This window comes from Streptomyces sp. NPDC104307 (assembly GCF_055584045.1).
Genome location: NZ_JBVJMU010000007.1, coordinates 209,261 through 235,836, shown reverse-complemented (window position 1 = coordinate 235,836; position 26,576 = coordinate 209,261). Strand labels below are relative to the sequence as shown.

At 74.1% G+C, this 26,576-nt stretch carries 2 protein-coding genes; both read right to left on the bottom strand.

The features are described 5' to 3' along the window. Positions 1–12: 12 nt before the first annotated feature. Complete coding sequence (locus ACZ601_RS20495) at positions 13–26,193, bottom strand: lonely Cys domain-containing protein (protein WP_469539865.1); 26,181 nt, start codon at positions 26,191–26,193, stop codon at positions 13–15. Further along, complete coding sequence (locus tag ACZ601_RS20490; RefSeq protein ID WP_440574495.1) at positions 26,194–26,562, bottom strand: hypothetical protein; 369 nt, start codon at positions 26,560–26,562, stop codon at positions 26,194–26,196. Between the last annotated feature and the right edge of the window lie 14 nt (positions 26,563–26,576).

The following is a 26,576-nucleotide window of genomic DNA, read 5'->3' as shown; positions in this document are numbered from 1 at the left end:
CTCGCTGGGAAGTTATGCGCGGTCGTCCAGTATGCGGCGGAGCTTTCCGGCCAGGGAGCCGGAGGTGTCCAGGCCCCGCGCGCGGAGCCAGGCATCGATCAGCTGCTCCAGCCGGTCGTCGGTCAGGGCCCCGTCGTCGGGGCCGGACAGGATGTCCGGGCTCAGCGCCTCCAGAATGTGGAGGACATCTTCCAGGGCGCTCTGATGGTGCACCAGCCACTCGGTCAGGACCGGATCGTCCGGGAGGTCCACCGTTGTGCCGGCCGGTCCGGCCGTCGTCTCCAGCGCGTGTTCGTCGGGGAACCGGCCGTCCGTGGCCACGTGTTCGCGCAGCTCCGCCTCGGTCAGCGGGGCGATGCGCCAGTAACGGCCCCAGTTGTCGGTGTAGTCGAGCTCGGCCGGCTCCGGGTTGCCGCTGCGCCGCAACCGGTCCAGGACGAGCTGGGAGCCGCGCATGATCTCGTCCAGGGAGTGGTGCTCCGCCTGCAGCATCTCGGCCAGCACCCCGAGCCGCACCAGGCCCAGATCGATGTCCAGGCCCCATGCCTCGCGCATCTTCGCGGCCTGCGACATCAGCCGGTGGGCCGATCCAGAGGTGCCGGCCAGGACCAGGCTGCCGTCGGCCTCGGCGTCGGACTGCACGGGGGTGCTCATCGCGATGTGGAACCGGTTCGTCCCCGGGATCCACGGGACGGCCGCCTGCCCCATCAGGGCCCGCTCGGCCTCGCTCAGCGGCGGCGACAGGTCCTCGGGGCGCACCGGCGTGCGCAGCGTCCGCTCGGCCTCGTCCAGCAGCGCCTGCTCGCCGGGGGTCCGGTACGGCCGCCCGCTCAGCGCCGTGTAGGCGGTCATCGCCTCCGACTGCGGCCTCGACGCCCGGTATTCGGCGGTGATCACCTCGGGGTTCGGCTCGGCGCTGCCCAGCAGGTCCGAGATCAGTCCGCCGTGCCCGTCCGGCGACTGGGCACCGATCCACAGCATTGCCATCCGCTCCCGCAGGTTGCCCGACTCGACCACCGCCCGGAGCCGCTCCCGGCCGGTGCCCACCGCCCCGTCCACGGTGGGGTCGTCCGAGCCCAGCTCCGGCCAGCGGCCCACCGCATCGGCCCGCTCCCACAGCTCGCGCACCACCGCGCCGAGCTGGGCGTTCGCCGCTTCGTGACCGCCGAGATACCGGCCGAGGCGCTGCTCGAAACGGACCGCCTCCCGCGCGTAGCGGATGCGGCTCAGGACCCACTCCGGCGCCGGACGCGCCGCCAGCAGATGCCGCACCTGGAGCGGCGCGCCGGTCAGGGCGTCCGCCAGCCGGCGCAGCCGTGCCTCGCTCCCGGCGGCGGTGGCGGTGGCGTCCGGCCCGTCCGGCAGTCCGGCGAGCAGGCGGTCCCCGTCCCGGACCAGGAGGGCGGCCGGTGCGCTCGCGGTGGGTCCGCCGTGGACCGTCGTCGTGCCGTCCGGGCCCGCCACGGCCACCGCGACGCCGAGCCCGCGAGCCGCCGCCGTAACGAGCGGCCCCACCGGCACGTCCACGCCCTCGCCGCCGTAGGAGGGGTCGCTGAGCAGCGCCCGGAGACGCTGAACGGGGTCCGGGGAGATCCGTGCGGCCGGGAACCGGTCGCCCAGCAGCATCGCCTCCGCACGCTGACCGGCCGGGAGCGCTACGCCGATCCTGTCGAGGAGACCCAGCGGAAGGCTCCGGCCCCCGTCGAGCGGCGGCACCGCCACCTCGGTCACGTCGTCGGCGGTGAGGGTGTGGTCCAGCCAGTCGCGGAACTCCCCGGCGGTCCCGACGCCCGCCGCGCGCAGCGCGTCGGTGGCCACGTACCGGAGGGCGAACAGCAGCGTGTCCACGGTCCGGTCGCCCTCTCCGGGCGACTCGTGGAGCGCGAACACGGTGCCGCCGAACTCGGCGGAGTCCGGTCCGGTACGCCGGTAGCCGGGCGCGGGAGCGTCCTCCGCGGACGGCTGCCCGGTCGCGAGGTCGAACAGGTCCCCTGCCGGGTCCGCGAACTCGGCGGGGGTGAAGGGGAGCGGGCCGTCCTGCGGCATTGCGGCGAGGCTGTCCGGCAGCGGGGTGGCCTCCTCCACCACCTCGCTCAGCATCGGGGGCCGCTTCTCGGTGTGGACGAGCCGCCGGCTGACCACGTCGAACCGCATGCCCGGCGGATACAGCGCCTCCCCCTCCGACAGGTGCTTGAAGAACGGCACGCCGTCGCGCGCGGTCGAGTCCCTGATCTCGATCAGCTTGCGGTGCGAACCCGACGGAACGGACTTGTCGCCGAGTGCGAACTCGACCGCCTCCCCGACCACCAGGGAGGCGCTGCGGAAGAACGCCACGTCGATCGTCTCCTCGCCGTACATGGGGCCGTTCACATCCGGCGCGTCCACGGGTCCGGGCGCCCCGCGCTCGCCCCACCAGGCGGTCCGCCCGACGGGCGGCAGGATGTCCAGCGCCTCCATGGCCATGTCGATGTGCAGCTTCAGCTCACCGTGCAGCCGGTCCGCCATCATGTCGACGCGGCGGCGCAGCCGGGCCAGCTCCGGGCTCGGCGCGTCGAGATCGGGCAGTTCGCTCAGTGCTTCGTACAGCTCGGTGAACTCCGGCTGGGCGACGAGGGTGAGCGGCGGCATGTCCAGTTCCTCCTCGCGCGCCGAATCCAGGATGTAGCGCCAGGTGTGGAAGCGCACCAGATGACGGCTGACGCCCTGGCCGAGCCGCTCGCCGTTGAGCAGCGCCTTCATCAGCCGGTAGTCGTACGAGCTGTAGAGGTACAGGGCCGTCAGATGCGCCGGGGTGAGGCGGCGGAGCGCCTCGACGCCGCGCTCGCCGTGCCGGTCCAGCCACCCGGACATGGCGAGGAGCCTGCCGGTGGGCCGGGGCGGGAGTGCGCCGTCGAGCGCGGCGTCGGCCATCGCGACCAGCGCGTCGGGCACGTCCATCGTCCCGGTGACCTCGAACGGGAACGACATCCGCTGCTGGTACATGACCTGGTGCGGCGGGGCCAGGGCGTCGAGCGCGCCGCTGTCGGGGCCGGCCGGCAGCAGCCCGCTCCCCAGGAAGTGGCCCACCGCCCAGGTGTGCAGCGAGGCGCCGTCCCGGGTGGCGGCGGCGCGTTCGTCCGCGGCGCCCATGCCGATCAGGTGGGAGGCCCGCAGCACCTCGTGCAGCGACTGCAGGTCGCCCGGGATCATCCAGGCGGCCAGGGCGGCGCGGAACGCCGGCAGCACGGTGGGCGGCAGGTCGAGGGCGGCGGCCATCCGCAGCAGGCGCAGCGCGGGGCCGCGCTCGCCGCCCACCCGGCGCAGGCCACGGCTGTCGAACACGGCGCGGTAGGCGCTTTCCGACATGAACCGGCCGAAGCCGCCGCCGGCCCCTGCGAGGGCCTCCTCGACCTGGCGGGGCAGCTCCCGGCCGGCGTACGCGGCGCGCAGCAGGACCCGCATCAGACCGTCCAGCGCCTCCGGGCCCGCAGGCGTGCCGAGCAGTTGCTCCAGCTCGGCGGCCGGGTCCTGCGGCGCCTGGTCCGGCGCGAAGAAGGCGCGCTGCGCGGCCTCCTCCCCGTGCCGCTCGGCGAGCGCCGCGTACACCTCGCGCACCACGTCCCCGACCGCCTCTGCGAGTTCGGGGGCCTCGCTCAGCGCCTCGGCGAGGGAGTCCTCCCAGTCGACGGCGGCCTGCCGCCACTCGCGCTCCCGGTACAGGCCGGTGAACCTGGCCGTCTCCGGGGCCCCGGCCGGCTGCCAGGACGACACCGCCCAGGGCGCTTCGGCGGGCTGCTCCGGGGCGGTGTCCGGCGTGCTGCCCGTGACGTTGAACTGTTCGCGGGCCGGACGGCCGGACGACGTGCGGTGACCGGTTCCCGGGGCCGGTGTCCGGGGGCCCGACCAGCCGTCCGGATACTCCGTCACCCATAGCGTGGCCCGCCCATCGGCGTCCTCCAGCAGGTGCGGCAGCCCTTCGGACACCGCCGCGCGGCCCACCGGCAGATGGACCGGCAGCCCGGACCCGTCCGCCATCCGCTTGGCCCGCGCGCGGGCCTCGGCCTCGCTCCGCGGTACGTCGCCTGGGCCGCACGCGAGCACCGTCACACTGCGCGCGCCACGCCTCCGCGCCGACCGCAGCAGCCGGCCCGCGTACGTACCGTCGTCCCGCAGCACGTCCCCGTCCTCGGTGACCAGGGCGAGCCCGTCGTGGCCACCGTGCGACGCGAAGAAGAACGTGCCCTCGGCCGTGCCGCCGCCCGGCAGCGTCCGCTCCGTCGCGACCGGCCGGTCCGCGCCGTCACGCTCCCACGACACGAAGCCCCGCGCGCCGCCGAGCCGGGCATACTGCTCCTGCCGAACCGCCCAGTCCGCGTCGTCGAACGACGCCACGCCGATGAGTTCGCCGTCCTGCCCGTGGATGGGCCGCAGCACCGGCGCGGGCCGATCCCCGGACTCGGCGGCGCCGGCCGAGGGGCCGATGCCGAACAGTTCGTCCGCCGGTCCGGCGTCCGCGATCCGCCGGGCGGGGCCGGGCGTCCGGTGACGCGGAGTCACCTCCGTTGCCTCCACGGACTCGTAGGGCTCGGTCCGCGGGCCGCCCGGAACGACCGTCCGGGCGGAGACGCCGAAGGAGGCGCCCGGCGGGTACAGGGCCTCGGTCTCCAGCGGCAGCACCACGAACGGGCTCACCTCCCGCGCCGTCGAGCCCGCCACGTGCACCAGCCCCCGGTGCGCGTCCCCGGGGACGCCCTTGCTCCGGTTCATGAAGCCGAGTGCTTCCTCGCGGACCAGCGCCGTGCTGCGGAAGAACGGCATCGTGATCCCGTCCGTGCCGTACACCGGTCCGTCCGCCGGCGGCTCGCCCAGCGGGCCCGGCATCCCCCGGTCGCCCCACCAGACGTCCCGGTTCAGCGGGGGCAGCAGCTCCAGAGCCTCGATCGCCATGTCGACGTGCAGCGGAAGGTCCTCGTACAGCGCGTCGGCCATCGCGTCCAGGCGTCGCCGCAGGCCGGCCACCTCCGGGGTCGGGTCCTGGAGGTCGTCCACGTCCCACATCGCGTCGAACAGGGCGGCGAAACCGGGCTGCTTGCGGAGCGTCATCGGCAGCAGGTCGGCGGCGCCGACCTCGGCCATCTTCCGGGTCATCGTCCAGGTGTTGAGGCGCACCAGCCGGCGCCCCATGCCAGGGCCGAACCGCTCGCCGTTGAGGAACGCCTTCATCTGCCGGTAGTCGGCGCCGCTGTAGAGGTGTACGGCCGTCAGATGGGCCGGGTGCAGCCGCTCCAGGGCCTTCCTGCCCTCGTCGCCGTAGCGGTTCAGCCAGGTCCCGAGCGCCCGGCCCCGGTCGGTGTCGGGGAGCGGGTCCCCGGCGAGCGCGGCGGCGGTCAGGGCCACGAGGCCGTCGGGGAGTGCGAGCCTGCTGCGCGTGATGTCCTGGCCGAACTTCATCCGCTCGGCGTACAGGGCGCGATGCGGCGGTACGAGCGGCTCGGCGGGCGGGGCGTCCGGGTCGGTACGGGGCGCGCCGGTCGTCGCCGCGGTGTCCGCGGCCCAGTTGTGGAGGCCGGCGCCGTCGCGCAGCGCGAGTTCGCGTTCCTCGTCGGTTCCCAGGCCGAGCCGGTGGGAGGCGCTCAGGATCTCCGGCAGCGACTGCAGATCGGCCGGGACCGCCCAGGCGATGACCGCGTCGCGGAACGCGAGCAGCTGTGCGGGGGAGGCGCCGAGCGCGGCGTAGGTCCGCAACAGCCGCAGCGCGGGCCCCCGGTCACCGCCCACCCGGCGCAGGCCCCGGCTGTCGTACACCGCCCGGTACGCGCTGCCCGGCGCGAACCGCGCGCGCCGGCCGGCCGGCCGGGACAGCGCTTCGGCCACCTCGCGCGGCAGCCCCGGGCCCGCGTACGAGGCGTACGCGAGCGCGCTCATCAGTTCGTCGACGGCGAGCGGCCCCGGGGGCAGCGCGAGCAGCCGCTCCAGCTCCGCGGCCGGGTTCCCGGCGACCGCGTCCGGGGCGGAGAAGGCCCGCAGGGCAGCGGCCTCGCCGTGGCGCCCGGCGAGTTCCCCGTGCATACGGCGCACCGCGTCACGGACGGACTCGGTGAGCCCGGCGGTCCGGCCCAGCTGCCCGGCGAACGCGAATTCCAGGGCCACCCCGCGCTGTCGCCACTCGCGGTCCCGGTACAGGCCCGCGAACCGCACCGCGCCCGGCGATCCGGCGGGCCGCCAGGACCGCACCGCCCAGCCGGGTCCGGTGCCGGAAGCGGTCCCGGGGTCCGTCTCCGGGGCGTTGTCCGGGGCGTTTTCGGGGGTGGCCGGGGACGCCGGGGACACCGGGGTGGCGTTGATCCGGGCGGGGGACGGGTAGCCGATGCCGGATCGCTCGTCGCTCTCACCGGGGCCGGTGCCCGTGCGGACGGGGCCGTCCGGGACGGTTCCGGGAGCGAAGTGGAACGTACCGACGCCGGACTCCCGCCGGGCCTGCGGCGCCGGCCAGGACGGGTCCGGGGCAGCGCCCTCGGGGCCCGGGAGCGGCTCCGCCGCCCGCGGGGCGGAGGTGGCTGCCGCGGTGCCGAAGAGGGTGAGTGCGGCGTCGGTGGTGGTGCCGGGGGCGGCGAACTGCCGGACGGTCCCGGACCACTGGCCCGGGTTCTTGGTCGCCGGGTCGAGGAGGGCGAGGATCACGAGAGGGGTGGCGGCATCGGGCGCGTTCAGCATCATCGGCGCGTCGTAGCCGTAGGCCGGACGTCCGGTGCGCTGGGAGAACCGCTGCAGCAGCCCGGCGGGCAGCTCTCCGGGGCCGGTGGTCAGGAACAGCACCGGGGTGTTCAGCGGGAGCGTACCCAACGCCGGGTCCATCGCCATCAGCGCCAGGAACTCGCCCTCCGAGACCTCGACGGGAGCCCGTCCCGGCAGATGCAGCACGAGGGAACCGGCCCAGTCGACCTCGACCACGCTCAGCAGCGGCATGGGCAGGCCCGGCCCCGTCCAGACCGGCTGAACCGGCTGCGTGACCGTCCCGTTGGGCCCGTGCGCGATCCGCCGCACCCTGGCCCAGTCGATCCCGGCGGGCGCCGGCGTACCCGACCAGTTCACCCCCTGGACGTTCGGCCCCTGCCGCAGCAGAGCCGCCGGGGCGAAGGCGCCGATCTCCCGCAGATGACGCGCGGCCAGCAGATCGTGATCGGAGGCGTCCGCGCCCTCCGCGATCGCCTTGGCCGTCAGCTTCCACAGGGTCTCCTGACCGGCCCGGTCCCACACGGCGTTCACATCCAGATGGAGCACCTTGCGGCCCATCGTCTCCCGGTCGGCGGGCGGCATCGAGCGGAAGATCTGGGCCGCACGGGTCATGGCCCAGAGCGTGGAGGCCGCATGCCTCGCAGTGGACGGCGCTCCGGGCGGCAGCGACTGCACGTACCGCATCTTGTCCATGCCGTTCTCACTCATGTGCTTGAGGGTGAGCTCGACCACCGGCGCGGGTATCTCCTCCGTCAGTTTCGCGTCCGGATCGGCCGCGATCCGGGCCGCGGCGAAGTCGAGCAACGCCACGTACCCGGCCGGAGCCGGAGCCTTCCCGCTGTGCTCCTGGACGAAGAAGGCCCACATGTCCATGCGGAACGGCGTGAGCGCGCTGATCGCCGGATCGTTCGCCCGCATCCGCTCCAGCGCGCCGATCCCCTTCAGCACCCGCTCGTACCGGCCGCCCACGCCGCGGTGATCCTCGATCTCGTTGCCGAACACCAGCCGCAACGCCCGTACCAGCCGCAGCGTCGTGGCCCGGACCTCCGGTGACACCTCACCCGTGCCGGGGTGCAGTCCCGCCTCCCGCGCCAGCTGGTCCAGCTCCGGGTCCAGTGGCTCGGGACGGGCGACGACCCGGCGGCCGCGTTCACCGTCGGCGCCCTCCAGAGCGACCCGCATGGTGTTGTCCATGCCGGTCTGCCTGGTGCTGCCCTCCGTCTCCATCCGGCTCAGATTCGCGACGTGCCCGATGAGCGAGAGGTCGTCCAGCGGATCGTCGATATGCGGCGCGGGCGCGTACGAGCGCTGCTGCTGCCTCGGGTCACCGTCCGTCGCGCTCCAGCAGATCTCCAGATGCATCCGGTGCCCCGGCGGCAGCTCCCGCACCTCGCGCAGGCCCGTGATGTACGCGGCGGCGTCCCGCTTGTCCAGCAGCACCGTCCGGCCGTCGAGGAGCGGCAGCCGCATCCGGCCCGGATAGCCGTGCGCGGCGAAGAGATACACCGCCGAAGCCATCGACACCGGCTCCGTACCGGTGTCCTGGTAACCGGTGTCGGCGTGTGTCCGGTGCACCAGTCGGCGCATCTTGCGGAAGATCCGGAACCGCTCCTCCCGGGCCCGCAGCGCGTCGCCCTTCGCGACCGCCAGCCGGCCGTACCGCTCATGGTTCTCGTCCGCCAGCGGCCGGGTGTCCACGTCGCTGTCGCGGAACACCGTCCCGTCCAGCGCGGTCCACTGCCGGTCCTCGTACGACGTGTTCTCTGACGGGTCGACCGAGATCCACAGGCCGATCGGCGCGTCCGGATCGCGGTCGACCATCACCACGACGTGCGCGTCCCCGGAACCGTCGGCGATCAGGCGCCCGTCACCGCTGGGACCCCAGACCCTGCGCCCCAGCCGGTCGGCGACCGTCCGCAGCGTCCGCTGGTACTGCGCCCCCGCGAACGGAACGGCCAGCACCACCGGCACGTCCTTCGGCAGCTTCGACAGCTCGGGATCGGCCGCAAGGGCGTCGGCCAGCCCCTCGGCGTCCAGCACCCGGCCGTCCGGCAGGCGCACCTGCCCGTTCTCGCCGGCCGCCGACACCACGTACGCGTCCTGCGGCCACGGCGCCGCCTTACTCGACACCTGCGTGGGGACGACGCCGGCCCGGGTCTCGATGACCCGTACCTCCGGCAGCACCCGGCTCACGGAGGCCGTCTTCCAGTTGCGGCCCCGCGAAGGCCCGGAGGTCGCTGTGGACCCGGCGGACGCGGCAGGACCGGCGATCATCGTCCGCGCCGAGAGGATGTCGTCGTCCGGCCCGGTGAAACCTCCGGTCACGGCGGCGGGCACGGCGGGCGTCACCGGAGCGGTCTGCGTCGTGGGTTGCTCCGGCGACGGCCCGAAGAGGGTCATCCCCGCGTCCGGCGCCGCCCCGCCGCTGACGGCGTTCTGGGCGGCCCCGTCCCAGGCCCGCACGCTCTGGTACCGGGGAGTCAGCTGGAGTCCGGACAGCTCCAGATCGGCGCCCACCGAACCCGCCGCCCCGACCAGCAGGAACTGCAGAGCCACCGGCAACGGAGGCATCGGCTGCCCGCGATCGGCGAAGTACGCCCCGGCAGCAGTCCGCAGATCGCTCCAGGTCAGCAGGGACTCCGAGCCATTGGCCGCCCGCACCCGGTCCAGAGCCCAGAACCCGCCCAACAGCGTCTCGAACGCCGCCCGGTCGTCCTCCAGCAGCGGACCGTAGACGAGCCGGATCGCCCGCACCCAGCGCCGTACCGCCGGAGCCCGCCCTCGGTCGCCGGTCACCCGCTCCGCGAGCCGGGCCAGCTCGGCGGTGGACGGCTCACGCCGGAAGCCGACCCACCAGTCCCCCTCCGCCAGCTGCCACCGCGCCGGCGCACCTTCCTCACCCGGGACGAGGACCGGCTCCCGGCCGCTCCCCGTCCCCCACACCCAGCGGTCGAAGCCGGTGGAGAGCGCCTGGCCCGGGAGCGGGACCTCCAGCGGATCGGCCACCGGCGGACCCGCCAGATCGGCCCCCGCCACCACCACGGCCGTCTCGGGCGGCGCCGCCGTCAGATCGCCGTCCACGGCGAACAGGAGGTCCACGATCCGCGCGTAGTCGAAGACCGCGTCGCTGCCGTCCGACAGCGCCAGCACGGCGCCCCGGGCATCGCCGCGAAGGCCCACCAGCCGCGCCCTGCCGAACGGCAACGGCTGCATCGGGCTCTCCAACGGCACCGGCCCCCGCCGCACCAGCGTGAACCCGCCCGCGTCCGGCATCGCCCCGTAGGCGTGCCGGTGGGCGTCCTGCCAGTCCTGCACCGGACGCGAGGACAGCCCCACAGACCGCCCGTCCGCGCCCCGGTGGGTGACCGTCAGCACCCGTTCCAGCAGGACCCGGGTCCCGTCGAGCGCGACGATCTCCGCCCTCCACTCCAGGACCGGCGGCGTCTGTCCGGGATCGGCCAGGATGGCGAGGGCGCCCCGGGCCGCGTCGACCATGCCCCGGAGCCTCGGCTGATGCTGCGGGGGGAGGCCGTCGATGGCGTCGGACGCCTCGTCGACGGCCGCCCGGAGCGCCCGGTGCACGGGGTCGTCGGCGGGCAGCGGGGTGCCCAGGGCGTAGGCACCCAGCGCGCGGGCGGTCCGCTGGCTGGCCTCGATGGACATCAGCCTCCTGGCTCCGCCGCCGCCGGGCCGCGGCAGACCCGCCACCAGGGCCATCTGCACGAACGCCGCCAGACCCCGCACCACCGGGTTCTCCACGATCCGCCCGATGGACTCGCGCAGGACGTCCTCGGGCAGCGGGGCCGCGTACTTCTGCGCCCGCAGATAGGCCTCCCGGCTGAGCCGCGACAGCTCGGCGACGGCACGCCGGATGTCCTCGGGCGTCATCAACTGACCGTTGTAGGCGAAGTGCCGCAGTTCCGTGAGGACCAGCGGGATCGCCAGCCTGCCGTCGTCGGTGTCCAGGGTCGGGTACTGGTCGTCGTCCATGTCGACCATCTGCTTCTGCGTGACGGTCCGCCCCTCGGAGGTGCGTCCCGTCAGTACGGAGGTCAGGTGCTCGCGAGGGGAGGGCACGTCGCCGATGGTCGCGTCGAAGTACCCCGGGAAGACCGGCTCCCCCGGCGCGATGGCCTTCTGGTACACCTCCATGAGCCTGCCGAGGGTGGCGGCGAGACTTCCGCTGGTGCCGTCGTGGTGCTCGTCGAGGAAGTGCCGGCTGCGGGGCCGCAGAGCCCGCAGGACACGGTCCAGCGAGGGCCGGGACGCCACCGCCAAGGCGTTCTTGACCATGAACGGGACCGGGCCCCGGTTGAGGATGACACCGGTCGGCCTGGCCACGGTGTGGGCGAAGCCGAACCGCAGATAGCCCCACATGTCGTCGACGTCCGGTATGACCGCGAGGAAGGGAACGGCCACATCGGGCACGTCCTGGCGGCCGGTGAAGGCGCGCAGGACCTCCGACAGGGTCCTCATCCCGAATTCCCGGCTCGCCCCGTCCACAGAGCCGAAGGGTCCCGGCGGCAGCCGGTCCGCCACCTGGTCCTGGAGCACGCTCAGACCCAGGGCGGGCAGTCCCGTGGTGGGCTGGACGTAGGAGAGGTTCGACCTGACCGGCGTCCGCCCGACCAGGATGCGGTCGCCCAGCTCCGTGGTGGTCCAGCCGTCGCCGGCCGGGAAGAGCTCGGCCAGGGGGATCTGCTCGGCCGCGCCGGGCTCGTCCCTGGCGTCCAGCGCCCGCTCCATCCTCCCCAGCTTCGCCAGCGCACTCTCCTGGGACTGCCTGCGCTCGCCCGGCAGCACCGCCATCGGCTCGATGACGATCTCGCCGATGAGATAGGAGCTCTGGGTGGGCTTCGGCGCTCCCGGTGGCGGCGCGGGGTAGGTGAGGTGCAGCCGCCCGTCGGCGGACCGCCAGACCCCGCCGTGATCGGTAACGATCTTGAAACCGGGGGCAGTGGCCAGCACCAGCTTGGCGGGAAGGTCGCCGCCCCCGGCGATGAGGAACACCTGACGCCTCTCGACCTCCAGGCCGATGGCGCCGTAGACGCGCCCGGGTGCCGGGTCGAGCAGCGCGGCCGCGGTCGACGACGACTGCGCGAACACCGGCAGCGCGTGCTCCACGGCCTTCCCGGCGGGGTCGATCACCAGCGCCTGCGCTTCGGACGGCACGACCCTGGGCGGGAACGCCGACACCTGGCGGTCGGCACGGGCCGACACGTCCACCCACACCACACCGTCCGCACCGCCGAGGTGGTACGCCGCCCACGCGTGGCCCGGCGCGTCGCCCTGACCGCGCGCCAGGACGAGGCCCACGGCGCCCGGCCCGGCCGCGCGGACGGCGTCCGCCACCGCGCCCCACGTCCGCACCCCGCGCCAGCCGGGCCCGGCCACCAGCGAGGACGCCGCACCGGAGCGGATCGCCGAGCTGTCCAGCGTGACCGCCGGGCGCACACCCCGCGGATACAGGCTGTCCCGCAGGTCCCCCAGCAGCGTCAGGCACCGTTCGAGGGACATGCGTCCCGCCGGCTCCCGGCCCGCCACCTCGCGCACCTTCCGCGTCAGCTCCGCACGGCTGAGCACCGGCAGGGGCGCGAGGGGAGCCGTCAGGGCCGCGCGGGCACGCTCCCGCGCCTCGGCACTCGCCGTCGCGGCGGCGGGCCCGACCGGGTGGCCGGGCGCCGGGACGGGGGCGTGGGGCTGCGGCACGAGCGCGTCCTCCGCCGTGTCCCACATCGCCCGGAAGCCCGCCCAGACGTCCTCCTCCTGGCGGGGGTTGGACTGCCAGGGGTGGAAGCCCTTCGGGTCGGGGCCGTACAGCTCCCGCAGCAGCGGCAGCAGCTTCGGCTCGTGCTTGCGGACCCACTTGGTCCCGTTGTTGCGGGGCAGGCCGGTGTACGGGTCCGTCCCGGCGTTCGTCGAGAGGTAGACGTTGGTGAGCTGGGCGAAGTACTCGAACTCGTCACGGGAGGAGTAGTTGCGGTGCGTGCCGGAGTCGTCGTACAGCGAACCGTCGGGCCAGTCCGTGAAGCTGCCCTTCCGCGTCTTCTCGACGAACGCCTCGGTGATGAGGCGCCGCTGGCTGCCGGTCAGCCCGTAGCGGTGGACGGCGTGCGCGAACTCGTGGGTCGTCGTGGAGTAGCCGTCGTGGTGGAGGCCGGCGCCCGGCACGCTCGTGGTGCCCCCCAGCAGGTTCTCCTCCGCGGCCGCGACATGTCCGTCGAGCTGGACGCCGCGCTCGGTGTCGAAGGGGCGCGCGTCCTCGGTCGACTCCCCCTGGAGGGTGCGGAACGCCTCCAGCGAGGTCATGGCCGCGTCCTTCGGGACCACGATCATCCGCGCGCCCTCGTTCAGCATCCGCTCCGCCGTAGCGGGCGAGCGCAGCATCCGCGCCACCTGTGCCCGCGCCTCGATCCCCGCCGAGACGTTCAGGTCCACACCGGCCGGGACATCCACCATCAGCAGCGCGGCCGTGCGCGCGAACTCGTCGGCGGGCAGGCCCCGGCGCAGGGCCGCCACCAGCTCCCGGTCGGCGGCCAGGGCCTCGCGGTCCCGCTGTGACAGCGGCAGCAGCCGGGCCGTCCGCTCCGGTCCGGCCATCGTGGGCAGCAGGCCGGCCAGGGCGGCCAGTTCCGCCGCCGGCAGCGAGGGCCGCGCCGTCACCGTCGTCCCGGACGCGGGCGGCGGCGCCACGGCGGGCGCGGTGGCGGTGGCGTCGGTGGTGGTGGCCGTGGTGTCGGTGGTGGTAGCGGTAGCGGCCGCCGTCCGTTCCTGCGGCGGCGGCGCGGGCAGGGGCTGCCCGCCGAACCGGCCGGAGCGGGTCGGCCGGGCGGGCGCCGAGGACATGGAGCTGAGCAACGACGGCTCCGCGCCGCTGCCCTCCGCGCGGCGGCCGGTCTCCAGGGTGCTCACGAGGCCGGGCAGCCGCTGCCACGCCTGGGTGTGACGGCGTGCCTGCTCGCTCAGCTCCTGCCGGGCCTCGGTCAGGTCCCGCTCAATGCCTCCGACCTGGGTCCGGATCGATTCGCGGGCCCCGGTCAAGCGCCTCAGGGCGGCGTCCGCCCGCAGCAGCGCACGCCCCGTCCGGGTCACGTCCCCGTTGGCCCTGGCGAGCTCCGCGACGAGGGGGCCCTCCTCCTCGCGGGCCCCGTCGAGGGCCGCCTTGGCCTCGGCGGCCGCCTCGCGGGCGGCGGTGAACTCGCGCTCGTACCGCAGGCGCTGATCCCGGGCGGCGATCCCCTGCTCCCGGATGGCGTCGGCGTGCTCCTCGGCCGCCTCCAGGGCGCTCTCCCGGTCCGCGGCGGCCTGGCCGGTCACCGGGGAGGTCTCGTCGAGCTGTTCGAGTCGCTCCACCTCGGCCAGCGCCTGCCGCCACGGCTCCCGCAGCCCCTGCTCCTCCTCGTCGGCGGCGTCGTGCAGTGTCCGCGCGTTCCGCCCGGCCTGCTCCTGCCGCGCGATCTCCGCCTCCGCCTCGGCGATCCGGGCCCGGACCCCATCGAGCCCCGACCGGGCGGCGTCAGCGGTCCGGACGGCCTCGGCGCGGGCCAGTTCGGCGGCCCGGTGCGCGGTGGTGGCGGTGTCCACGGCACGGCCGGCGGACTCCAGGGCCCGCAGCGCGCCGGGCCGCCGCCGTGCCGTCACGTCCTCCCGGTACCGTGCTGTCGCCTCGGCCCGCACCGCGCGCAGGTAGTTGCCGACGTCGTCCCGTATCCCCTCCCAGGCGCCCCGGGTGGCCTCGGTCGCGTCGGCGAGGGAGCCGTCGGCGGCGAACGGCCAGTGCCGCAGCCCCTGGTCGGTACGGACGACCAGTTCGACCGGCCTGCCGGCCAGCGCGGCCGTGCGGGAGCCGACGAACAGGGCGCGGGCCAGCCGGGTACCGTCCGGATCGGGGCCGAGCGCGAGCCACAGCTCCGCCGTCGCGTCCTGCTCGTCGATGCCGTCCGCCAGCACCCCGGGCAGTTCGGTGACCGGATGCCGTGCCCAGTCCCGCAGGTCGTCCGCGTCCTGGCCGGCCAGCATCGCGGGCACGTCGTAGATCCGGGGGCCCGGCCTCGGCCGGGTGACACCGAAGCCCAGCACATCGCGTTCCCACAGCCGCACGGTGAGGCTCCCGGTGACGTACCGGGTGCCCTCGGGACCGGTCACCGTGATCACGGTGTCGACCAGCGTCTCGTGGGCCTGCGTGCCGCGCCCGTCGGCGGGCGCGGCGGCGGTGCCGGTCCGCACGCTGGTGAACCGGGAGGCGGAGGCGTTGCCGCCGGAGGTGTGGGTGTGGGGCTGCTGCGCCAGCAGCGGGAAGGTCAGGCCGACCAGCTGGGAGTTGCCGCTCGGCAGGCCGAAGTTGCTCTGGTGGTTCAGGTTCAGGGCGAAGGAGCTGCCGGCCGACGAGGTCGTCGCGGAGGTGCGGACCTGCCTGCGGACCCGGTCGACGGCGCCGTCGCCCGAGTCCGACGCCGAGCGCGGGTTGTACAGGGCGATCTCCAGGGACGGCGCGGTGCCGGGCCCCTGGAGCGGCCAGCTGCCGGGCATCGTGGTGGTCAGGCCTGCCGCCGTGCGCGCCGGGTCGAGGCTGACCTCCCCGGACTGGATCAGCTCGCCCAGGCGGACGGCGACGGCCTCCGCCGAGGGGTTCGCGGGCAGGCCCCAGGCCGCGGCCAGGCGCGGGGCGACCTGGCGCAGCGCCTGCATCAGCTGCGGTACGGCGTTGGCCTCGTGCACCGGCGTCGGACCGGTCGGCAGCAGGCGCACGTCGCCCGCGAACGGCAGGGTGCCCAGCGCGGCGGCGTCGGCCGCAGAAAGCCCCAGCGGGTGACGGCTGAGCAGGGCCGGGGGCCGGGGCCCGGCGTGCTCACGCGGCTCCGTGGCCTCGGAGCCGACGAAGCGCACCTCGGTCGCGACCGGGACCGTGATCGTGCTCTCCGGCCGGCCGTTCAGCAGGCGGTGGATCCAGGTGCGCACCCGCTGGGCCACATCGCCTTCGAGGCCGGACAGGTTCAGCAGCCCGCCCTGGAAGACGCCGCCGGGGATGTTGGGCGGCCACTCCCACACGAGCTGGGAGCGGACCGTCGCGGTGACGCGGTAGTCGAGCTCGAAGTCGGCGCCGAGTGCCGTACGCGTCCAGTACCGGTCCTCCGTCGCCGTGTCGGTCCGGGCGGTGCGGGTCCTGGCGGTGGTCAGTCCGAGGGCCGGGCCCTCGCGGTCGGTGCGCCCGGTGGTGCCGGGCCTCGGGTAGCGGGAGATGACGTTGACCGTGAGCTGACGGGTCTTGGTGACGCCGGAGGCGGTGGCCCTCGACTGCGGGATGTGGGTGTCGACCTGCTCCAAGCCGCCGCCCTCACCGGCCGGCCGGCCGCGTACGGCGCGCAGGGCGGGCGTCTGCAGGATCGGCTCGGCGCGCAGGGTCAACTCGACCAGCCGCACCCCGCCGAACGCGCTGTGGATGAAGTGCAGGCGCGTGTGGCCGCCGGGTCCGCGTCCGGGCAGGGCGCGCAGTCCCGCAGGCCCGGTGCGGCGGGCGATCTCGCTCTCCACACCGGACAGGTAGGAGGCGTGTCCCGGCTGGAGGGAGCCCGGCGCCTCGTTCTCCACCAGCGCGGTCAGCTCCCGGCCCAGCCGGTCGCGCCGCTCCCTGCGGTTCGTCGTGTCGTCGAGCTGGGTCACGGAGAGCACGCCCGCCTTGCCCAGCTGGCGGCTCCGTACGAAGCGGGCGGGGAGGGGGACGCCGGGCAGGGGCGGTGTCAGGGCCGGGATGCCCGTCATGCCCTGGAACCACTGCGCCGCGCGGGCCACGCTCTGCGTGGGAGCCACGTACGTCACGCCGCGGGCCAGGTCGATCGCGACCGTCACCGGAGCGAAGCTGCCCAGGCCCACGGCGTTCCCGGCCACGTTGCGCACCCCCCACTTGACCGTCACCAGCAGCGTCACGTCGTTGACGATCCACAGCTTGTCGCCCGTCTCCTCCAGGGCGTGCGTGACCTTCGTGGTGGAACCCACCGTGCTGGTGTCGTCGGTCCGGCGGGAGTGGCCGTAGCGGCCGATCGGGTTGGCCTGATGGACCAGCCGCGCCGGCGGCGGAGGCGGCGCCTGCACCGCGGTGACCTGGAAGGTTCCCTGGTGGACGCGACCGACGGCGCGCTGCCGGCCGGCGGTGTCACCGGAGTTGACGTCCTGCTCGGAGTAGAGCGAACCGGAGCCGAGCGGCCGGGGGTTGGTCAGATAGCCCCTGATCTCCAGCGTCATGGTCCGGTCCGCCGCCATGCCCGGCAGGGTCAGGCCCTCCACCACGTGCACGCCGTCCAGGATCTGCACGGCGCGGGAGATGAGCTGGGACGGCCGGATCGCGCCCTGCCGGGCCTCGGTCGCCAGGGTCCCCTGGTCGTTCAGCGAGGCTCCCGCCACGGCGACGGACGTCCACTTATAGGTCGCCGCCGCCCCGTCGGCGGAGGTCCTGGCCGCCCAGGTCACCGGCGTCGCGGCCCAGCCGGCGGCCGCGCCGACCCTGTTGACGGCACCGGTCAGGCTCGCGGGCAGCGCCTCCTTGACCGCAGAGCCCCGCCTGGCGGTCTCCGTGGCGAGGTCGTTCAGCTGCGCGGAGGCACGCCGTACCGCACGCCCCACCGCCCCCTCCTCCGGGTGCCCCGGGTAGGTCCCCGCGATGATCTGCCCCAGGGCCTCCGTCAGCGCGGCGGTGCCCCGGAAGGTGTCCACGAGCGCCCCGACCGGCAGCTTGGTCAGCCCCGGCAGCGGGTGGCCCCGGTCATCGACGCGGTCCAGGCGGCGGTAGTCGTCCGTCGCCCCGCCGTCGGTGACCGGTTGCCGGATCACGTGTCCCGCCCTGGGCGCGGCGGGCACGGGGGCCGGGTCCGGGACGCGGGTGCGGTAGTTCGGGACCAGCACGGTGACGGTGCCCAGCACGGTGTGCGGGATGGCGCCCGGGACCCGCAGCACGATCCCCTCCGCGTCCTCGGCACCGTCCTCCGCGTCCGCGCCCGGGTCGTCGGCGAAGCGGACGAGCGGGTCTTCGCTCGGGCCCTCGTACAGGTCGAGGGCGAACCTGGCCGGTATGCGGAAGAGTTCGCTGCCGTTCGCGCTGGTGAGGATGAACTGGTCGTACGCGACCGAGTCACCGGTGTTGGAAGCGTCCGTGAGCTGCTTGGTGCCCAGGTACTCCGGGCCCGGGTTCAGCGCCCAGGCACCGTCCGCCACGGGTATGCCGAGCGCTCCGCCGCCGCCCAGCGAACCGCTCAGCGCGGTGCCGCGCTGCCGCCCGCCGCTCCCCTCGTGCGAAGTGAGTCCGACGTGGTGGACCTCGGGCAGCCTGCGCTCGTGGACCGAGGGGCGGGCGGTGTCCCCGGTGACGGAGAACCGCAGCTGCACCCGCCGGGTGCCCGTCAGCGTGTTCGGCCGCTCGAACCACACCGGCTGCCCGCCGTCCACCGCGTCCGAAAGCGCCGTGGCCAGGCCGAACCGCGAACGCATCTGCGCCAGCCGCCGCACGTTCTCCAGCTGCGCCAGGACCAGCGGCTCGTCCAGCCGGAACGGGTTCGTCCTGCTGCGGGCTTCGGTGGGTGGCAGGAACCCTTCCTGCCGCAGCCAGGCCTCCGCCCGCGCGAACATCTGCTCCGCCCCCTCGACCTTGAGGGGGGTCTCGGCGTATCCGACGCTCTCCAGGTTCTTCAGGTGCTCGGGAGGCTCCCGCAGCTCCTCGGCCGACGGCACGGTTCCGCGCATCGTCGTCCGCTGGGCGATCCGCAGCCGCAGTCCGTCGTCCCACGGCCCGAACCTGCCGGTGACCCGCCCGCCGCCGGCCCGGTGCAGCGTCACCTCGTAGGTGACGCGGCCCGAGGTGAGCACATGGCTGCTCTTGGAGCGCAGCCCGTGTGTCATCGTCGTGCTCTCGACGGTGTTGAGCGCCTCGTTCACCTGCCAGTTGACCCCGGCCCTGCCCAGGAAGTTCCCCCCGAACGACTCCGTGGCCCGAGGGTGTCCCGCGGTGCGGTCGGTGGTGAACGTCGGCCCGCCCGAGATCTCGGCCCCCACGCCCGCGGTGAACTTCGCCGACCGGTCCAGGGTGGAGGTGTGCGTGAGCCACGTCTCCAGCAGGGCCTTGCCCTCGGGGCTCTTGCGCAGCGGCTCACCCGGTTCGATCCGCGCGGTGAGCTGGAGCATGCCGATCGCGTTGCCGTCCTTGTCCAGCAACGTCGAGGAGGACACTCCGCCGTCGATCTGGAGCTGCGGGGTGCCGCGCAGCATCTGCTCGTGCAGGAAGTTCTCCAGCGCCCGCTCGGAGTCCGCGGGCAGTTCGCGCAGGTCCGCGAAGTTGTCGTCCGCCAGGAGCTCGGTCAGCAGCCGGCGCGGTTCGGCGACGCTGTCGACACCCCACAGCGGCAGGTCGTCCAAGTCCCCCGGCTCCGGCAGGTCGCCGGTGTCGGAGCCGTCGAACGCGAGGTGCTCGTGGAACCAGAGGGTGAGGGCGCCGTGCGACTGCTCGGGCTGCCAGTTGCCGACCGCGTCGCCGCGGTCCGTGTCCACCTGGATCTGCCACCGCCCGTCGACGTCGATGGGGTGGGCCGGGTCCTCGGCCTGCTGCTTGTTCAGGACGAGGAACGTCTCGCCGACGGTGAGGGACTCGGCCAGCTGGTTGTGCGTCGCGGTCAGGTTGAAGGTGCCGTCCAGCCAGCGCAGCGGGCCGCTTCCGTCGGTCGGCAGGACCGCGGTCCAGGGGACCGAGCCGGTACGGAAGGTGCCCGAGCCCTCCGCGTCCGAGGACATCTGTCCGCCGGAGGCCCGGTACTCGACCTGCATGCCGGGCAGCGTCGCCGGGAGCTGATCGCCGTTGTGCCCGTACTTCGCCGACCGCACGGCACCGGCGTAGGCGAGCCGTACGTCCACCGACCGGTCGCGGCCGTTGTGCCGGACGGTGATCCGGTGACCCTGCCGGCTGCGCAGATAGGGCCGGTTCAGCTCGACCTCCTCCGCGCTCAGCACGTCGCTCAGGGTGGTCCGCAGCTCCTGGCCCGCCGCGCTGTCCGGATCGGCCCCGAGAGCCAGGATCACCTGCCGGTGCAGTCCGTCCAGCACGGAGTCCGGGGTCGGCTCGTGGATGACGAGGCCGATGTGCCCGTCGTGCCGGGTGCCGTGCGCGCGCACGTACGGCGACAGCTCACGGTTCACGCTCGCCTCGGCCGGGGGTGCCACCGGCGGCGCGGGGACGACCGTGCCGGCGGTGCGCGAGCCCTCGGCGACGACAGCGGGCGCCGGGGCCCGGCCCGAGAAGGTGTGCATGGTGCCCTGTTCGGCGGAGGTGCCGGGCAGGACTGCGGGCTGCCCGGTCTGCCAGTGCGCCGCCGGCTGCGCCGGGTCGCCCGCCAGGACGATGACGTTCTCGTTGCGCGCCGCGTCATGGACCGGGGCGCTCGGGAGCTCGGAGAGCACCGTCGTGCGCGCCGTGCCCGACCGGCCGGCGACGTGCCGCGCCAGCCCGACGGGGTTGGTGTGGGCGCCGACCATGAGCAGCGGGACGGACAGCGCGAGCTGCCGGTGCACCCGGTCGTGGCGCAGCAGCGCGGCGATCTCGCTGCCCGGCACCCACCGGCTCGAACCGTCGGGGAACGGCATCGACACGTGCCCGTTCGTGCTGTCCGCGTAGATCACGTACGCGGCCGCCGGGGAACCGGCCGGGGCGCCCGGCCAACCCGGTTCGTACGGCGTGCCGTTGTGCACCGAACCGTCCGGCGACACCACATAGCCCTGGGTGGAGATGTCGCCGTCGACCGGCCTGCGGGTCCAGTTGCGGCCCATCGCCACGCCGCGCGTCATGAGCCGGGTGCCGTCGTCCAGCAGGCCGTGGCGCACGAGGTCCCACGCGGCCAGGTCCGCCGGGTCCGAGGTGTCGAACCCCGTGACGGCGGCCCCCGCCATCAGCCACAGCAGCCGGTCCCCGGCCTCGTCCGCCGACAGCTCCTCCGACGCCGGCAGGTGCAGGACCTTCCTCGCGTACGCCACCGGGTCCGGCACACCGCGCAGCGCCTCCGCGCCCTTGACCGTGCCCCACACCAGCCGGCTCACGTCCGCCTGTGTCACGGCCTGCCCGGGAGGCAGCCGCAGCACGTCGGCGGCGAGGGCGGAGAGGTCCTGCCCGCCCAGCCGCCTCAGGGCCCAGTCGAACGACGGCAACTGCGTGTACCCGTGCACCGTCAGCTGCCCGGCCGAGGCCTCGTCCGCCCTGCGGGCCGCGTCGTGGAGCACGGCACGGATCTCGTCGGGCGTGGGTGCGTCGTTGCCGGTGCGCTGGTGGCGCGCGTGCACGACCAGGTGCAGATGGTGCAGGGTGAACGGGCCCGCCACCCGCAGGTGCCGGTCGGCCCGGCGCATGTTCTCCAGCGCGCCCGCCCCCCGCAGCAGCGTCCGGAACTCCGGGTCGGCCGCCACCTGTCCGCCGAACGACCGGCGCAGCGCCCGCACCAGCCGCGTCGTCGCGTCCGCGTCCTCCGGCGACACGGGTCCCGTCCCGGAGTGCAGCCCCGCCCACCGCGCGTGCCGCGTCAGCCCGTCCCCCTCCGGCTCCGGGGGAAGCAGCACCTGCGCCCCCTGCTCACCCGAGGGCCCGGCCATCGCACCCGCCTTGGGGCCTGCGGCGGTCCGCTGGTACGCGTGCACCCGGTCCACCGCCAGAACGCCTGCGGTGGAGCCGTTCGCCACGCCCTGGGCGTACGAGGTCAGGCCCAGCACGTCGAAGACGTACGGGGGTGTCGCCGCGTCCGTCAGGTACGGCAGGTCCTCCGCCAACGCGTCGGCCCAGCACGACCCCAGATCGATGACCGCGCCGGCGCCGAGCTTGCGCATGCTCGGGCGGCGGCTGATGAAGCGGCCCGTCTCCACGCCGTCCACCTGGACGGGCGGACGGCCGTCCGTCACCTCCATGACGCCCCGCATCGGCATGCCGTGCTGCGAGAAGCGGTAGACCGGCCGCCCGTCCTCCAGGAGCGGGACGGCGGTACCGATCTCCCGTGACGTCACCGGATCGAACTGCGAGAACCCGGAGACCTCGTCGAGGGCCTCAAGCACCGGTTCGTTGATCACGAGGTCCGCATCCGACATCGTGACGCGGCCGACCGACCGGCCCTCGTCGCCGATCGTCCGCGACTTGACCGCGCGGTCCGGGATCACCGTCCCGTCCAGGGCGGTCACAAAACCCTCGTCCACGACGCCGTCCGGGCCGAGGTCGTCCGCGTCACTGCCGAACCAGCCGCCCAGCGGCACGTTCAGCGCCCGCTGGTTCTCGACGACGATCCTGCTGAACCCGGTCTCCGCGTCATGGACCAGTGCCACCTGGCCGCTGTGCGCCCAGATCCCGTTCCGGCCGGTCCTGAACGCCAACGACCTCGGCATGACCAGCCCCTGGTCACCGCCGTGGTTCAGCACCAGCACCACCGGAACGCCCGGCGGAAGCCCGGCAAGACCCGGATCGCGGGCCACCAGCTCCACGAACTCGCCGTACGGGACCGGCAGCTGACCCTGGCCCCAGGGGATCAGCACCTGTTCGTGATCGCCCGTCGCCGCGACCACGTACGCACCCGAATCCGTGTCCCACAACGGGTCGATGGGGCCCTGGAACCGGCCGTCGCGCCGCTGCCACACCTGCGAGGTGTCCACGACGCCCACCGGCCGGTCCGTCAGGTTCAGCCCCTGATACGAGCCGTTCGCCAGGACGATGTGCCGCCCGTGGTCCAACAAGCCCCCGGTGGCCAGGTGATACGCGCCCAACGACATGACGCTGGAGGCCCATCCGGCGGCCATCGCGTTCTCCACCAGGGCGAACAGCTCGCCGTGGTGGTCCACGGACACCTGGACAGCCGCCGGGACATGCAGCACGCGCCGCGCCAGGCCGTCCACGTCGAAGTCACCACGGGGATCTTCCAGCAGCGCCAGCCGCTCCAGCTCGGCGGCGGCCCGCGAGTGGTCCGGCGCCGCCGGGGAGAACCCGGGCGCACCGCCGGGCAGCCGCGGCGCGAGCCCCAGCTCGCGCCGGGTCCGACTCGCCAGGTCCGCGCCCGAGACGGCGTCCGTGCCGTGTACGGCGAGGTGTTCGGCCACCTGCCGCACGGCAGCACGCAGTTCGGCGTCCGTGTGGCGGGAGTCGGCGAGGACGGGGTGCAGCTCCAGCGGCAGCACCAGCGACACCGCCCGCCGCCAGGCGTCGGCCGGGTCCGTGCCGGTCGGCACTCCGGACGCCCCGTGCGTCGCGCGCGCGAAGTCCTCGTAGGCCGAGCCCCAGGTACGGCGTGCGGCGCGGGCCGCGACGGCGTCCAGCGCCTCGCTCCAGGGGCCGGGCCGGTTCATCAGCACCCGGACGTGACCGACGGGGTCAAGACCGCTGTCCTGGACCTGCACGGATCCGTTCAGCTCGGCCTGGAGTGCGGGGCCCTCGCCCAGCGTCACCCCGGCGGCGGTCAGCTCCGCGGTGGTGACGGCGCCGTCGGACGGCAGCCTCGGCGGGGTTCCGGTCAGGTCGTCGGCGGTGATCAGGGCGGCGGTGCGCCGCCGTTCGGCCTCCGTACGGCTGACCCGGGGCACGATCGCGGCGAGCGCGGCGTCGGCGGCGGCGTCCGCGCCGAGGTCGCGCAGCCGGTCCACGGCCGCGTCGAGCCGCCGCTGGGCCCGCTCGACGTCCTGCCGGGCCTCGTGGAACCTGCCGGTGTCCTCGTTGCCGCCCCGGCCGCTGCCGACCCGCTTGCCGAGCAGGTCCACGGTCCGCGCGGCCCGGTTGAAGGCGGTGAGGGCGTCGTCGTGGTCCCGGCGCGCCTCGTCGACGGCGAGGGCGAGCGGGAAGATGTCGCTGATGCCGTCCGGGTCCTGATCGGCGGCGAGGTCCGTACCCCGGTCCACGCCCTTGCCCTTGGGGCCGGGCTCCTGGGCCTGAGCAGCTTCGGTCCCGGTCCCGGTCCCGGTCTCTTCGGGAGCCGGCGGCGAGGCCGTGTCCGGCCGCCCTTCGTCCTGCCCGGCCACGAACGGGACGTCCGTGCCCGAGGTCGTCCGGACCGGGGTGGGAGGCGCGATCGGACCGGGTGCGTCCGGGACACCCCTGGCCGGGCGGTCGGCCCGCCCGGGAGCGGCGTCGGGACCGGTCCGTCCAGGCGACGGCGGCTGCGCGGCGGCGGCGGCGGCGGCGGCGGCGGCCGACTGTACGTTCTGAGCCGCCGTCGCGGGCGGGGGCGGCGCGGTCGTCAGGGGCGTGACCGGTCCGGTGGCTGCCGAAGGACCGTCGGAGGAGGTGCGGAACCCGTCCGGACCGGCGGGCAGCGGCTCCGGCACGGACGTCCCGGGTGCGGTCGTCGTATCCCCGTCAGCATCGGTGGACAGCGGTTCCGCACCGGCCGGCACCGGTGTGCCCGGTTGCCCGGGACCGTCGGCGAGATCCGGCCGGCCGTCCTCCTCGGTGACGCCGTCCTGCTCGGTGCTGCCGTCCTGCTCGGTGCTGCCGTCCTGCTCTGTCAGGTCCGTTCCGCGCTGCTGACCGTTTTGGTCCGCCGGACCGGACGACCGCTGCGGCTGGTTCCCCGTACCGGACGTGCCCTGCGACGTACCGGGCGCGGACGCGCTCGAACCGGCCGGTCCCGTACCCACGGGCGTCGCCTGCGGGGCGGTGCCCGAATCGGCGTCCGAGTCGACGTCGGCATCGACATCGGCATCCAGGTCGACATCGACATCCGCGTTGGACGAGGACGGTGCGCCCCCCGGCGTGGCGGGCGCGCCCTTCGGCGTCGTGAGTCCCTCGGGGAGGTCACCCTGCGAACCCGGCACGTCCGAAACCCCGTCGGGTGTCGTACCGGGCACGAGGTCCGGCGACAGATCGGGCGACTGCTCCGGCGACAGGTCCGGCGACTGCTCCGGCGTCGTGAGGTCGGTGTCCGTGCCGTACGGGGTCGAGGAGGTGCGCCCCGACGTGGGCCCGGTGGTCGACCCGGACGGCAGCGGCGCGAGGTCGGGCTGGGACGAGGACGGGAAAGTGGAGGGCGAGGTTGTCGACGGGGAGCTGGACGGGGTGGGCGCCGGCAGATACGGAACCTGTGACCCGGTCGTGCCGGTCACACCGGTCAGGCCGTCCAGGACGCCCGGACTGTTGAAGCCGCCGGTGTCGCCCGTGATCCCCGTGCCGCCCGGCGAGCGCGTGCCGGGCCCTGCGGACCCGGAGGTGCCGGAGCCCCCGGTGGGCGTCGGGTTCAGCGCGGTCGGAGGCTTGTACGACGGCGGCGGCGCCGTGTTGATGCCGCTGCCGATCCCGCCCGGGAAGGTGGTCGAGACGGTCGTGTTGGGGAGCGGGGCCGCCGGGCCGGGGGTGAACGCACTGTTGTTCACCGTTGACGGAGCAGGGACGGCCGGGCCGGGCGAAGACCGCACACCGGGACCCGTGGTCCCGGAGGGTCCGGAACCGCCGCCGCCGAGTGGACTGTCAGGTGCGGGCGGGTTGTTGAGATCGGTGAACTGGTTGTTGTTGTTGAAGTACTTGTTGAAGACGATCGCGGCCCCGCCGCCGACGGCAAGCCCCGCGCCCACGTCGAACAGGCCACTGGTGCCCGAACCGACGAAGGTCTGCCAATTGAAGCTCCAGTTGTCGTAGAAGGCGCCGTTGATGATCACCTCGGCCGTGCTCTCGGCGGCGCCCGAGACCACGAAGACGGTGACAACGGTCGGCGGGCCGTTCACCAGCCCCTTGAACAGCAGACCGTCCGGCTTGAAGTTGAACTTGTTGAACACGTCGTTGAGCAGGTTCTTGAAGTAGTTCGTGAACGGCTTCAGGAACATGTCGAAGACCCCCATGAACGCCCCGGTGAGCGCACCGAAAGCCCCCGCGACCCCGACGTCCTTCCAGTCGATGCCGCCGGGCCTGCGGCCACCGGTGTTCAGACCCATCTGCGCGAGGCGGACCGCCAGCGTCTGGATGGCCTCCTCGATCGCCTCGCTCAGGGACGGCGCGATGTGGGTCATCCGCAACAGCCGGTCGATGATCATCAGAATGGCGAGCTTGCTGCGGGCCCTGGCCAGGAACATCTGCGACACCGACGCTCCGCCGGTGAACGCCATCAGTGCTGCCAGCAGAGCCAGTTCGGCGAGCAGCATGATGATCTCGGAGATGATCTCCCACTTCGATCCCTGGATCGACTGCGAGTAGGTGACCTGGCCGTTGGCGAGTTCGTCCAGCTGGAAGAGCAGCTTCTGGACGGGATCGTTGCCGCCGGGCTCATCGGTGAGCATGCGCACGCTCTCGATGTACGGCTGGGCCACCTCCGGCGGCAACGACTCCTCGACCAGCTGGATGGTCTCCCGCGCGGCGGAGCGCAGGTCCATCAGCCCCTTCTGCAGGGCGAGGTAGAGATGACGGCTTTCCCACGCCAGATTCTCCCTGGCCTGCAGGGGCATCTCCCCGAGCAGGATCCAGAGCATCGTCTTGACGTCAGGTGGAAAGTCGATCTCGTCCACTTAGTGCTTGCCGCCTCCGCTGGAGTCCTCGCCGGGACCGTCCAGGCTGGACATCTGCCGCCCGATCTGGTCCTTCGCGTAGGACTGGACGCCCTCGATGTGCTGCCCGTTGGCCCAGACCGCTTCCCGGAGCCCTAGGAACGCGGAGCCCAGGGACGTGAGCAGCTCCAGGCAAGAGGCGTTGTTCGCCTCGTATTTCGGCATGACCTCGTGGGCGAAGTCATCCGTGTATCCGCCCCAGCCGCGGTAGGTCTGCGAGTCGCCGATGAAAACCTCCCGGAGCCTCTTCGTCCGCTCCGCCAGCGACTCCATCCCCTCGTCGCTCCGTCGCAGACCGCCGGGGTTCGCCACGAACTTGCCCGTTGCCATGAATGCCTCCCTGG